Below are 12,620 nucleotides of genomic sequence, written 5' to 3' on the forward strand. Positions count from 1 at the left end.
GCGGCACCGTCGCACGTCGGTCGACCGAGTTGCGGGCACTGATCTGGTGCGTGCCGGCCGGACTGGTGGTGGTCCTCGTCGCCGCGCTGGCGGCCGGTGGTTCCCCGACCGGCCCGGCCACGCTGTGGGGGCTGGGCGCGGGCCTGGCCGGCGGCGCCGGGCTGATCGTCTTCTTCCGCGCCCTGGCCCGCGGGCCGATGAGCGTGATCGCGCCCGTCTCCGCCCTGTCCGCCGCCGTCCTGCCGGTCGCCGTGGGCACCATGCGCGGTGAACGGCTCGCCATCGGGGTGCTGGTGGGCGTGCTGCTGTGCCTGGTCGCCATCGCCCTCGTCAGCATGCAGTCCGATCCGGCCTCCGCGGACGCGGCGGACACCGCCGAGGCGGTGCCGATCATCAGGGAAGCGGTCGCGGCGGGTCAGGTGGACGACGGACGGGCCATGGCGCCGGTGCCCGGCCCTGGCGCGGTCGTCGAAGGCGGAGCGGGCGACGAGCCTCGGGCGGGTGCGGCCGGGCCGTGGCCCGTCATGGACGCCGGGCGCCGGAGGCGGCAGGGCTCCGGCGGGGAGCGCTGGCGGGTCCTGGACGACGGGCCGATCATGGCCGGGATTTCGGGTGCCTGCTTCGCCGCCTTCTTCATCCTGCTCAAGGGGGCGGGGGACGACGCGGGGCTGTGGCCGCTCGTCGCCGCCCGCACCGGGAACCTGCTGGTGGTCGGCGCCGCGGTGATCGTCGTGATGCGCCTGCGCGGCGCTTTGACAGGGCCGCCGGTGTCGGGACGGTTCCTGGTCGGGATGGCGCTGCTGTCCGGCGCGCTCGACGCCTTCTCCAACGCGCTGTACTTCGTGGCCGCGCAGCGCGGCGTGCTCAGCCTCGCGGCGGTCCTGACCTCCCTGTATCCGGCGATCACCGTCCTGCTGGCCCGCATCGTCCACGGCGAGCGGCTGCGTGGCGTCCAGCGCATAGGCCTGGTGGTGGCCGGTGTCGGCGTCGCCCTGGTCACGACCGGTTGACACCCCGCTCGCTGCCCTCTCGGTTGCTGCCGCCGCTGTCCGTTCGGACTGCCGCCGTCCGCGAAGCGCCCACCATTGGATGGAATTTCAACATAGACACCAATTGCGGCGATTTGTCTATGATGCGGGTTGATTGGCGCAGAGAAACGCGGCCGATGGCGCCGGGTGTCCCGCCGCGGCGCTCCTGAAGTGGGGTGACGTCCGGAGCAGTCGGCCGCGGTGTCGCAGGATGACGCGCCGGTTCCACCCGGCGGACGACATCTCCTAAATGTCCACCAACGCCGCATCAAAAACTGCTAAAACCGGGGAACGAGGCATACAGTGCAGGCCGCTCGATCGCTTGTGAGCTTATCGTTACTGGCGGAATCACCACGGTTCGATGCGGTATCACCAGAGCCCATGGAGGTGTCGTCCGCGAAGGGCACCGGTGCGCGGGCACCGTCGGCCCGGACGGATCGGCCAAGGGAGGAGGGCCTGGGTGAGCGAAGGGCTTGTGGAAGGTCCGCAGGAGCGGCCGGATCGGGTACGGCACGAACGGCTGCGGCTGCTCGAGGCCGTGGATCCCGGTGTCGGCGGCACCGACGTCCTGCGGTCCGCGCTCGCGCACGCCATGGCCGAGCTCGGCGGGCTGGGTGGCATGGCGCACCTGGGGGCCGGGGGCGTCGCCGGGGAGTTGAGCCTGGCGGCCAGCAGCGGGCTGCCCTCGTCGTTCACCCGGGCCTGGCAGATCATCCCGCAGGGCGACTCGGCCGCGCCCGCCGAGGCCGGACGCGCCGGGCGCCCGGTGTGGCGGCCCGTCATCGAGTCGCCCGCCGCATGGTCGGAGGAGGCGCTGCGGCCCACGCCGCCCCGTCTGCCCGTCGCCGCCGGAATGATCTCGGTGCCGCTGCCTGGTCCGGCCGGCTCGCTGGGCGCCCTGTCCGTGCTGGTGCCGTCGGACGCCGAGCCCGCCGACGACGAGCAGCAGTTCCTGCAGGACGTCGCGCGCAAGGCCGCCGAGGTGCTGTTGCGCGCGGTCCCGGACGCCTCGACCGCCGGGGCCGTCCGCCACGCGGGGAAGACCGGCGACGTCGAGCCCGCGGGCACCGCCGGGACGTGGGAGCTCGACCTCGTCACCGGCCGCGTGGTCTACAGCGAATCGCTGAGCGGGCTGATCGGCGGCATCGACTTCCACGGCCCCAGGGAGCGGTTCGAAAGCTGGAAGGACGTCATCCACCCCGACGACCTGCCGAACGTCGGCAAGGATCTGGACCGGGCCATGCGGTCGGATTCCAGGTACGAGACCGAGTTCCGGGTGCGGCACACCAACGGCTCCTATGGCAGGCTGCGGATCCGGGCCACGATCACCGTGGACGAGCCCGGCGGGGTGATCCGGCTGGCCGGCACCGCCTGGGACACCACGTGGGACACCGACGAGGACCACGCCGCCCTGAACTCGGTGGCGCGCCTCCTGTCGGCGGTCCGCGCCGCCAGTGCCCGCGCCGCGCTCATCGACCAGCTCACCCGCGCCCTCACCGAGGCCGTCACCACGCAGAACGTCGTGTCCGCCGTCGCGGAGAGCGTCCTGCCCGCCTTCCACGCCAGCGGTCTGCTCATCTGCGAGGTGCAGGACGGACGCATGCTGATCACGGGTGCCGCCGGGTACAGCCAGGAGTTCATCGACCGGCTGTCGGGCTCGCCGTTCCCGCCGGACTCGCCCTTCGGGCAGGCACTGCGCACCCGCGTCCCGCTATTCTTCGCCTCCGCGAAGGAGATCGTCGCCCGCTATCCGGGGGTGGCCGGGTATCCGATGGCCGAGGATAAGGACGCGCGGGCGTTCCTGCCGCTGATCGCGTCGGGGCGCGTCATCGGCACGGGGGTGCTGAGCTTCGCCGGTTCACGCCACCTGAGCCGGGAGGAACGCACCCTGCTCACCGCCCTCAGCGGGTTGATCGCCCAGGCGCTGGAGCGGGCGCGGCTGTACGACGACGCCGCCACCCGCGCCCGCGAGCTCCAGCGCGACCTGCTGCCGCGCGAGCTGCCCGCGCTGCCGTGCCTGTCGGCCGAGGCGCACTACCGGCCCGCCGGGTACGGCGCCGAGGTCGGGGGCGACTGGTACGACGTCATCCCGCTGTCGTCCGACCGGGTCGCCGTGGTCATCGGCGACGTCATGGGCCACGGCATCGCCGAGGCCGCCACCATGGGACGGCTGCGCACCGCCGTGCGCACCCTGTCCGAGCTGGACCTGCCGCCCGACGACATCCTCGACCGGCTCAACGCGATCGTCGGGGACCTCGGCGAGGAGTACTTCGCCACCTGCCTCTACGGCGTCTACGACCCCGTCACCGGCGTCCTGTCGTTCGCCAGCGCGGGCCATCCGCCGCCGGCGATCGTCCGCCCCGACGGCACCGCCGCCTACCTGACGGCGGCCGGCAACCCGCCGCTGGGCGCCGCCGCCCCGCCGTTCGACACCATGGCCGCGCGCCTCGGCGACGGCGGCCTGCTCGTCCTTTACACCGACGGCCTGGTGGAGGCGATCGACCGCGACATCGACACCGGCATGGCGCATCTCACCAAGACCCTCACCGACACGCTGCGGGACGAGCCGGACATGCCGCTGCGGGCGGTCCGCGACACCGTCACCCGCGCCCTGCTGCCCGCCCAGGCGCCGATCGCCGACGACGCCGCCCTGCTCGTCCTGCGCACGCACCGGCTCGCCCCGGAGAACGTCGTCTCGTGGACGTTCGCCGACGACCCGAGGGCCGCGGGGCTGGCCCGTGAACACGTGCGCGCCCAGCTCGCGGCCTGGGGGCTGGGCGAGGAGCTCCTCATGACCACCGAGCTGCTGGTCAGCGAGCTGGTCGGCAACGTCGTCCGGCACGCCAAGGGCCCCATCGGATTGCGCATGATCCGCAGCTGGACGCTGACCTGCGAGGTCTCCGACGCCAGCCTCACCACCCCGCTGATCCGCCGCAGCGAGCCCACCGACGAGGGCGGCCGCGGCCTCCAGCTCGTCGCCGCCCTGTCCCACCGCTGGGGCACCCGCTACAGCCCCGGCGGCAAGACCATCTGGATCGAACAGCGCATCCCCCACCCCGGCCATCCCTGCGCCACCGCCGGCGCCGTCGACCACTGGCAGGGCTGATCGGGGTCATGCCCGCGCCTGGACGCCCGCCACAGGAGATCACGGGGTGGCACGGCCACCGCGTGCCCTGGCGGACGGCCGACGCGAACCCGTCACGAAGCTCCGGTCCGGTTGTTCCGCAGCCCCGTCAGGAGCACGTCGAGTGCCTTGCGGGCACCGCAGCGGCTGGGAGGAGGCCGCCAAGGTGATCGACGCTCTGGCCTCCCGGGCGGCTGCGCGGCAAGGCCGTACTGTCGGTGAGCTGAGGTAGCGTCGCGCGGACGCGCACACGAGGAACGGAGCACGATGGCCGACCGCAGGCACGGGCGGCCCGCGCCGCCCACCGACAGCACCGTCCGTTCCGAGGACTGGGACGGCCGGGACGTGTCCGGAGAAGAGCACACCCGCGTCGAATTCGTGGACGTGGACATGACCGAGACGTCGGGGCGCGGGGCGGCGTTCACCGACTGCACGTTCCGGGGCGTCCGGTTCAACGCCTCCGCCTACACGGACACAGCTTTCGTGAACTGCACGTTCGTCCGGTGCTCGTTCTTCGACACCGCCCTCACCGGATGCAAGCTGGTCGGCAGCATGTTCGACGGCTGCTCCTACGGCCTGCTCAGGGCGGAGGGCGGCGACTGGTCGTTCACCGGCCTGCCGGGGGCCGACCTGCGCGGATGCTCGTTCCGGCGGCTGCGGATGCGGGAGGCCGACCTCACGGGCGCGCGGTGCGCGAAGGCGTCGTTCCGCGATGTCGACCTCTCCGGCGCGTGGTTGCACCAGGCGGACCTGTCGGAATGCGACCTGCGCGGCAGCGACCTGTCGTCCCTGGACCCGCACACCGCGTCCCTGGCCCGCGCGGTGATCGACCCCTACCAGGCCATCATGATCGCGCGAGCCCTCGGCCTTGAGGTCAAGGAAGGCTGAACCGGCCCGACGGCCACAGGTCGCGGGAGCCAGGTGGCGCGGCCCGCCGCCGCGAGCACACCGGCAAGGCTCCCCGGAAAGCAGCGGAGCCGTGAGTCCGCGGATGGCGGACGCACGGCTCCCTGTGCGACGCGGTGGTGGTGGGATTCGAACCCACGGAAGGTTGCCCTTCACACGCTTTCGAGGCGTGCGCCCTCGTCCACTAGGCGACACCACCGCGGGGAAGCCTACCCGACTCTGCGGTGCGCGAAGAACTCGGTTAGCAGTGCGCCGCATTCGGCGGCCAGGATCTCGGCGATGACCTCGGGCCGATGGTTGAGGCGGCGGTCGCGGACGACGTCCCACAGGGACCCCACCGCGCCCGCCTTGAGGTCGACGGCGCCGTAGACGATCCGGTCGAGGCGGGCCTGGACGGCGGCCCCGGCGCACATCGTGCACGGCTCCAGCGTCACCACGAGGGTGCAGCCGGCCAGCCGCCACGCGCCCAGCGCCGACGCGGCGGCGCGCATGGCCACGATCTCGGCGTGCCCGGTGGGGTCTGCGGTGCGCTCGCGGTCGTTGTGGCCGGTGCCGATCACCGTGCCGGACGCGTCCAGGACGACGGCGCCGACCGGTACGTCCCCGGCCTCGCCCGCGCGGCGCGCCTCAGCCAGGGCCAGGCGCATCGCGGCCTCGTACGCGGCGATGTGGTCAGTCACGGAGCCGGTCGAACTCCTCGCCGAACCCGGCCAGCTCGGCGATCGTCGCCAGCGCGTCGCCGGGCAGCGCCCGCTCGCCCAGCTCGACGAGGCGCTCGGCGTCCACACCGAGGTCGTCCAGCAGGTGGAGATCTCCCGCGGTCTCACCGTCGGGCACGTCCCCGACCAGCTCCTGCAACAGCGCCCCGAGCCCGTCGCCGCGCGCGGCGGACACGAACGCGCGCGGGTCGCCCTCGCCGTCCAGGCGGACGATGGCGAACCACTCGTCGTCCTCCTCGACCAGCAGCACGACCGGATCGCCGTAGGACTCCACGGCGGCCTCGCGCATCAGATCGGCGACGTCGTCGACGTCCTCGGCTTCGGAGAGCATGGCCTCGGTCCCCACCCAGCCCTGCGGGGTCTGCGCGAAGACGGCGGCGAAATAGGACACCCAGATATTGTGACGCACAATGTTGCGCCGGTCACAATCCCGGGGTGGCGTCCGGCGTCCGGCGCCGCAGGCCGGACGGTCGCGGGTCAGTTGATCGTGTCGAGGGCCCGCTCGAAGGCGGCCGCGAAGCCGAGCCGGGTGGCGATGCTGAGCAGCATCTCGTCCGGATAGAGCTCCAGGTCGCCGGAGATCGCGCCGAGCTCCATCTCGTCCAGGCCCAGATCGGCGAAGATCGACATGTCCCCGACCGGGAGGACCTGGTCCAGCTCCTCGTCCTCGGGGATCGGGATGTCCAGGTACTCCAGCACCTGACCGGCCAGCGGCCAGTCGACCGAGGCGGTGACGTCCGACAGGAACACCATGACCTCGTCGCCGAGCAGCCGGATCGCCACGAAGAAGTCGTCGCCCACCGAGACCATGCCGATGGTGCCGCCGATGCTGGGCTGCTGCCGCAGGGCGTGGATCAGCCCCGCCAGGTCCTCGGTCAGCGCGACGGGGAGGACCCCGGCCTCCCAGCTGTCGTCCTCCCGGTACACCACGACGGCGAAGTCCGTCGCGTCCACATCCGTCATTTCCACCCCACCGGCGCCGTTCCTGCGAGGGCATGCTCCCAGATGCGGAGGCTGCTCGCGTGCCCCACCGCCAAACTCGGCGCAGCCCCGGCCTGTGAAATGGGCGAACGACCAGCAGCCCGGCGGACGTGCCGCGGTGCTTTTGAAGGGGTGGATGGCCGTCCAGTGGCGCCGCACCAAGACGTTCCCGCCTAGGCCCGCGCCGCCGTCGCACTTCCACAGCTAGAAGCCGTCGCGACGCCCGTCATCGGCCTACATGACCTCGCTCGCGACAGCCACCGGACGGCGACATCCCGTCGAGCCGGGAGGATGACTTTCTCAGGCCGCCGCTGCCAGGGCCGGCCAACCGGGCGCACGGGCCCGTTCCCAGTGCCGGATGTGCTGGTTATCACACAATGTCCGGCTTTGCGGGAGGGGCGGCCGGCAACCGGCGCCCGGTACTCGCGGAGACGGCCGGAATGCCCTGGGCGGGGCGTGAGCGCCGGGCGAGGGCGATCGAATCACCCGGCGCTCGGGTAGTGGTGGGGCGGGACGACGGGATACCGGCCGGAGGGAGCAGGGCGGTGCGTCGTCGTCCGCCTGGGCGGGTTCGTGACCCGGAATCCGGGTCCGTTTCAGTGGAGACGGAAGGTGCGGCGCCGCAGAGCCGCGTGGATACGGGCCCGGCGTGAGCGGTGCGGGGTCACGCGGCGGCGCAGTTCGCGGGCTTCGGCGAGTTCGCGCAGGAAGATGGCACGGCGGCGGAGGTGTTCGCGCACCTGCTCGGGAGTCATGTCGTGGTGGGAGGTCATGTCGGCCGAGGCGTCGCCGTTCCTGGCGCCCCGGACGTCCCCGTCGTCGTCTGGGACTTCCTCTGCGGCTTGCCCGTTCCTCATGGCCTGGGTGTCCTCGGTGGTTTCGGCTTCCCCCATGGCTTCAACGTCCCGCGCGTCCTGTGCGGTTCCGGCGTCCGCGGCGATCTGCGCGTCGCCGACCGCGTCCGGACGGGGCGGGGCCGATTCGGTTCCGGGGCCGTCGACGGGCCATCCGGACCGGGACTCGGCGTCGCGAGGGGACAGCGTCTGTGCCCGAGGGGCCCTGCGGTGTTCGGCCCGGGCCTGCGGGGCGTTCTCGGCCCGGGCCCCTCCGGGCGGGTCAGGGACGGATTCACGGGCCGGGGCCGCGTCCCCCGGCCGCTGATTGCGATCGCGGCTCATAGCCCCATACTGCCCAGCTCACCGGGCTCGTATCCGCTCGCGGCGGATGTCCGGCAAATCGCCTGGTGTGGGCTACCGTGTGCCCATGCAGACCCTCGCCGTGGATCATCCGCTCGTCGCGCACAAGCTCACGACGCTCCGGGACGTGCGAACCGACTCGCCCACGTTCCGCCGCCTGGCCGACGAGCTGGTCACCCTGTTGGCGTACGAGGCCACCCGGGACGTGCGCGTCGCCGAGGTGACGGTGCAGACCCCGCTCGCGGACGCGCCGGGCGTGCGGCTGGCCAGCCCCAAGCCGCTGGTCGTGCCCATCCTGCGGGCCGGACTGGGGATGCTGGACGGGATGACCCGGCTGCTGCCGACCGCCGAGGTCGGTTTCCTCGGGATGATCCGGGACGAGGGGACGCTGCAGGCCCAGACGTACGCCACGCGCCTGCCCGACGACCTGTCCGGCCGCCAGTGCTACGTGCTCGACCCCATGCTCGCCACGGGCGGCACCCTCGCCGCGGCCATCCAGCTCTTGATCGACCGCGGCGCGACCGACGTCACCGCCCTGTGCCTGCTGGCCGCCCCCGAGGGCCTCAAGTACCTGGAAGCGGTGTTCGAAGGCACCAACGCGCCCATCCGGGTGGTGACCGCCGCCGTCGACTCCCACCTCAACGAGCAGGGCTTCATCGTCCCCGGCCTGGGCGACGCGGGGGACCGCCTCTACGGCGTCGTCTGACGACCCACCGCCCCTGACATACCGCGCCGGCCGCACACCCACGCGGCATGGGCCTGCCTCTGTGGCTGATGCCTCTGTCCCGATGCGTCTGCCATGGGGGCGTCCGGCCTTTGCCACTGGACGCGAAGTGGATTGCTTAGGGATGGGGCGGTGAACGTGGGGCGTGGGGCCATTGCGGGACTGTTCGGCTGTGTGCCGGAACTCTCGATGTTCCGCCGAGAATCACCGTGGGTAGTAAGGTGCTACGGAACGTGCTGATCGTTCCCCTCCACCGCCCTGGCGCACAGGGGATGGGTAACGGGACCGGGGCGGTGTGAGCGAGTCTCGAGGAAACGTGATGGCTCACCAAGGGGACGGCGAGCCGTCGGTCTACGAGGAGATCGGCGACCGCCTGAAAAAGGAATTCGTGGGGGTGCATCCTCCGGAGACGGTGACGCGGTGCGTGGCCGCGGCCCGTTACGGGGCGCAGGAGGTCACCGGGGCGGCCGCGCCCGGCCTGGTGGAGAAGATCGCACGCAAGCATCTGCAGGTGCTCGCGATGGTGGCGGCGGAGAAGCAGCGGGCCGAGCGCCGCAGAGCGGAGCGCCGCGAGGCCGAACGCCGCGAGGCCGACCGAGCCGACGGGCACGAGCCCGGTCAGGGGACAGGGCACGACACGGAGGCGCGTCACGACGCTGACGGGGCCGCGGCCGGCGACGCGCGGGGCCGCCACCGTGTCGAGCGGCGGCCCGACGGACGGGCCATGCCTCCGCCCGACGACGGCGAGGAGCGAAGACGCGACGACCGTCGTGCCGATCTGCCGCACACGCCACGCAGCGCCACAGGGAACGCACCCTGAGCATGCTTTGCCCGGGGTCGCGGCTGTGCGAAACTGACCAGGGGTCTGTGGGTCGTCGCGCTCCGGGAGGCAGTAGTGCCCGCCAAGAAGTACGTCACGTGGGCCGCCATGGCCTTTGTGGCCTTCTATGTCATTCGGGAGCCCGGCGGCGCGGCGCAGTCGGTGAACCACGCGGCGAGCGGCATCGCGTCCGTCGCCGACTCCCTGGCCACCTTCGTCACCGAACTCGCCTGAGGCCCCGATGAGGCTGGTGACGCCCGGTGACTCCGCTCCGGCGTCGGTGAACAAGTACCTGCTGCCGCACGAGACGCAGGTGATCACCGTACGCCGCCACCCCGCCGTGCTCATGCTCCCGGTCGGCCTGGTGCTCGGCGGCCTGATCGTGGCCGGGGTGCTGAGCAACACGGTGGCCAGCGACGCGGGCGGAGTGATCAGCTGGATCTGGTGGGCCTGGCTGGCGCTGCTGGCGTGGTTCGTCTGGCGGGTCGCCGAGTGGTCGGTGGACTACTTCGTGATCACCAACCAGCGGATGCTGCTGACCACCGGCCTGATCACCCGCAAGGTCGCGATGATGCCGCTGGCCAAGGTCACGGACATGAGCTTCCGCCGCTCGATCGTCGGTCGGATGCTGGGGTACGGCGAGTTCGTCCTGGAGTCGGCCGGTCAGGACCAGGCCCTGCGCACGGTCGACTACCTGCCCTACCCCGAGCAGCTGTACCTCGAAGTCTGCGAAATGATCTTCCCCAACAAGAACGGCGACTGAGGATCCCGGTCGTTCCGGGGCGCGGCCCAGGGTGGGTCCGTCCGGTTCAAGCACCGACAGGGCGGCGCCCGCGCTGCCGGACCGGTGCCGGAGGAGGGTATTTCCGCGAAGACCGGGCGGGCCGGGAATCCCGGGCGCCATGCGGGATTTCGCGGCTGCGGAATCAGTGGGGCCATGGCCGTTCCGGGCTTTCCGCGGCCGGGCGGTGACCCTCCGAGTTGAGGACGGGTGAAGGCCGCGCTCAAGGTCGCTGGACGTTTCGTCCAACAAGTTCGTGACCCGCCTGCGAAACGGCCATGACGCCCGGCCCCGCCGTGCACGCCGACCCGCACACCGCCGCCAGCGCGCCGCGTGCGCCGCGACCCTCCGCGGACCGCCGGAGCCGGCGGTGGCCTGCGCGAACGACCGAGCGTTCGGCGGCCCGGACCGGTCCGCCGTGCCGAATCAATGATCTTTGACCGTGATGCCGGATATTGTGATAGGCACCCGCTATTGTGATCGTCACATGGGACGTTCGCGGGCCGGAGCACACCCCGTGACGTGCGGCGGGGCCGGGCCGACCCGCGTGGACGCCTCCCGCGACGACAAGGGGGTCGCCGCGCGCGGCGCCGTCGCGTCCACCGGCCACGGCGCGCGGGCGGGAGCGGCCACGGCCGGCGACACCCGCAGACCATAATCAGCCGCCAGGACCGAGGGGGATGATCGCACCCCTGGCGCTTCGTTACTCTCGATGTGCGTTAACCCGCAATGTGCAATCATGTCGGCACCCCAGCCGCCTGATTACTTCCGCTAAGTGAGTTCACATGCCGGGTCCAGGCAACGTCGGCGAACGTGTCCGCAACCTGCGGCTCACCAGACGCCTCTCGCAGGCACAGCTCGCCGGTCACGACCTTTCAGACAGCTATATCTCGTTGATCGAGTCCGGGAAGCGGACGCCCACGCCGACGGTCCTGCGCATGCTGGCCGAGCGGCTCGGCTGCACGCCGGAGTACCTCGCCGAGGGCGTGGAGCCGGAGCAGCGCGCCCACCTGGAGGTCCGCGAGCGGCACGCGCAGCTGGCGCTGCTGGCGGGCGACGCGGGCACGGCGGCGGCCGGGTTCGACGACGTGATCGCGCGCAGCGACGACCCCGAGCTGACCGCGCGGGCCCGCTGGGGCCGCGCCCGGGCGCTGGAGGAGCTGGGACGCACCGAGGAGGCCATCGCGCTGTTCGAGGAGCTGCGCGAACAGGCCGAACGCGACCCGGGCCGGACGAGCTGGCTGCCCCCCGTGATCGCGCTGGCGCGCTGCTACCACACCGTCGGAGACCTCGGCCAGGCCATCGCGCTCGGCGAGCGGACGCTGGCGCGGCTGCGGCGGCTCGGGCTGACCGTGGGCGAGGAGCACACCGAGATCGGCCGGATCCTGCTGCTGGCGTATGTGGACCGGTCCGATCCCGACCGCGCGCACGCACTGGGGCGGGCACTGGTGGGCGGACGGCTGGGTGACGCGGCCGCCGGTGACGACGACCACCCCAGCGCGCACTACCAGCGGGCCTCGTCCCGGGCGCTGGAGGAGGGCGCGGTCGGCGACGCGCTGTACCTGGCCGATCAGGCGCTGGCGTCCCGTGCCGGCCGTACGTCGCTGCTGGCGCGGTCGCGGCTCAACCTGGCCGCCGCCAAGGCCCTGCTGCGCGGCGTCATGCCGTTCTCGACCTCGGCGACGCCGGCGGCGGCCGCCGAGCCCCAGTCCGCCACTCCGGGGCAGATCACGGCACCGGGCCGGGGCCTGGTCGGGGCCGTCGGCGTGTCCGCGGAGGTCAGCGGGCAGGCGGCGGAGGAGGCGTTGGAACTGCTCGGCGACACCGGGCGGCTGCCGTCCGCCGAGGCCAGCGAGAGCACGATCGAACGGGCGCGCGCCCTGGTCGCGCTCGGCCGTCCCGACGAGGCGATCACGGACCTGGAGGAGTTCCTCGACACCGGCATGGCCCTGTCGGCGCCGTCGACGTCGGCCGACCTTCCGCTGACCCCTCGGCCCGGGCCCGACGCGGTACGCCGCGTCCGCAAGACGACGCAGGCGCGTCTGGTGCTGGCTCGTGCCCGCATCGCGCAGCAGGACCGTACGGCCGCCCTGGTCGTCCTGCGTGCCGCGGCGAGCCAGCTCGAGGGGCTGCCGGCCGGTCGTCCCACCGCGCATCTGTTCCGTGAGCTGGGCGAGCTGTTCGAGACCCTCGGCGAGGGCGAGTCCGCCGCGGCCGCGTACAGGCAGGCGCTGGAGGCCGCGGGCCTGCGCCGGTCCCGTCCCCAGACCGCCGACTGCGACCTCAGGAAGGTCTGACACCCCCAGGCGACGCGCCAGGTCCGCGAAAGACGCGGAATACA

The 12,620-nt window shown here is 72.5% G+C and carries 11 protein-coding genes, 1 tRNA gene and 1 pseudogene; 8 read left to right on the forward strand and 5 right to left on the reverse strand.

Translation table 11 applies throughout. The annotated features are described in order from the left end of the window. The 3 genes from ABD811_RS39965 to ABD811_RS39975 all read left to right on the forward strand — a co-directional run. Positions 1–1,010: EamA family transporter (locus ABD811_RS39965; protein ID WP_344958262.1), on the forward strand; the 1,010-nt coding region annotated here is incomplete at its 5' end. 478 nt (positions 1,011–1,488) lie between these two features. Beyond that, positions 1,489–4,134, forward strand: coding sequence for a SpoIIE family protein phosphatase (locus tag ABD811_RS39970; protein ID WP_344958264.1), 2,646 nt, complete (start codon positions 1,489–1,491; stop codon positions 4,132–4,134). 285 nt (positions 4,135–4,419) lie between these two features. Then, positions 4,420–5,040, forward strand: a complete 621-nt coding sequence (locus tag ABD811_RS39975; protein ID WP_344958266.1) for a pentapeptide repeat-containing protein — start codon at positions 4,420–4,422, stop codon at positions 5,038–5,040. Between the two features lie 132 nt (positions 5,041–5,172). Here ABD811_RS39975 and ABD811_RS39980 read toward each other — a convergent pair. The 5 genes from ABD811_RS39980 to ABD811_RS40000 all read right to left on the reverse strand — a co-directional run bounded on the left by ABD811_RS39980 (position 5,173) and on the right by ABD811_RS40000 (position 7,651). Next, positions 5,173–5,257, reverse strand: a tRNA-Ser gene (locus ABD811_RS39980). Positions 5,258–5,267: 10 nt separating this feature from the next. Next, on the reverse strand, positions 5,268–5,738 hold the full coding sequence (tadA, locus tag ABD811_RS39985) for a tRNA adenosine(34) deaminase TadA (RefSeq protein WP_344958268.1): 471 nt from the start codon (positions 5,736–5,738) through the stop codon (positions 5,268–5,270). Continuing rightward, positions 5,731–6,168 carry a tRNA adenosine deaminase-associated protein gene (locus ABD811_RS39990; RefSeq protein WP_344958270.1) on the reverse strand — a complete coding sequence of 146 codons (438 nt, stop codon included), beginning with the start codon at positions 6,166–6,168 and terminating at the stop codon, positions 5,731–5,733. Before ABD811_RS39990 ends, tadA begins: the two co-directional genes overlap by 8 nt. Before the next feature lie 86 nt (positions 6,169–6,254). After that, positions 6,255–6,740, reverse strand: a complete 486-nt coding sequence (locus ABD811_RS39995) for a tRNA adenosine deaminase-associated protein (RefSeq protein ID WP_344958272.1) — start codon at positions 6,738–6,740, stop codon at positions 6,255–6,257. Between the two features lie 614 nt (positions 6,741–7,354). Next, complete coding sequence (locus tag ABD811_RS40000) at positions 7,355–7,651, reverse strand: hypothetical protein (protein WP_344958274.1); 297 nt, start codon at positions 7,649–7,651, stop codon at positions 7,355–7,357. A 370-nt stretch (positions 7,652–8,021) separates the two neighbouring features. On the opposite strand from ABD811_RS40000, the gene upp reads away from it, so the two are divergent. The 5 genes and pseudogenes from upp to ABD811_RS40025 all read left to right on the forward strand — a co-directional run bounded on the left by upp (position 8,022) and on the right by ABD811_RS40025 (position 12,576). Next, complete coding sequence (gene upp / locus ABD811_RS40005; RefSeq protein WP_344958276.1) at positions 8,022–8,660, forward strand: uracil phosphoribosyltransferase; 639 nt, start codon at positions 8,022–8,024, stop codon at positions 8,658–8,660. 337 nt (positions 8,661–8,997) lie between these two features. Beyond that, positions 8,998–9,219, forward strand: a pseudogene (locus ABD811_RS40010) (hypothetical protein); the annotation flags it as partial. Positions 9,220–9,573: 354 nt separating this feature from the next. Next, on the forward strand, positions 9,574–9,732 hold the full coding sequence (locus ABD811_RS40015) for a hypothetical protein (protein ID WP_344958278.1): 159 nt from the start codon (positions 9,574–9,576) through the stop codon (positions 9,730–9,732). 7 nt (positions 9,733–9,739) lie between these two features. Then, a complete protein-coding gene (locus ABD811_RS40020) occupies positions 9,740–10,261 on the forward strand; it encodes a PH domain-containing protein (protein WP_344958280.1) in 522 nt (173 codons plus the stop codon). An 803-nt stretch (positions 10,262–11,064) separates the two neighbouring features. After that, entirely contained in the window at positions 11,065–12,576 is a 1,512-nt protein-coding gene (locus tag ABD811_RS40025) for a helix-turn-helix domain-containing protein (protein WP_344958283.1), read from the forward strand. Positions 12,577–12,620 lie beyond the last annotated feature (44 nt).

The sequence above is a fragment of the Actinomadura miaoliensis genome (assembly GCF_039536785.1).
Taxonomy (GTDB): Bacteria; Actinomycetota; Actinomycetes; order Streptosporangiales; family Streptosporangiaceae; genus Spirillospora; species Spirillospora miaoliensis.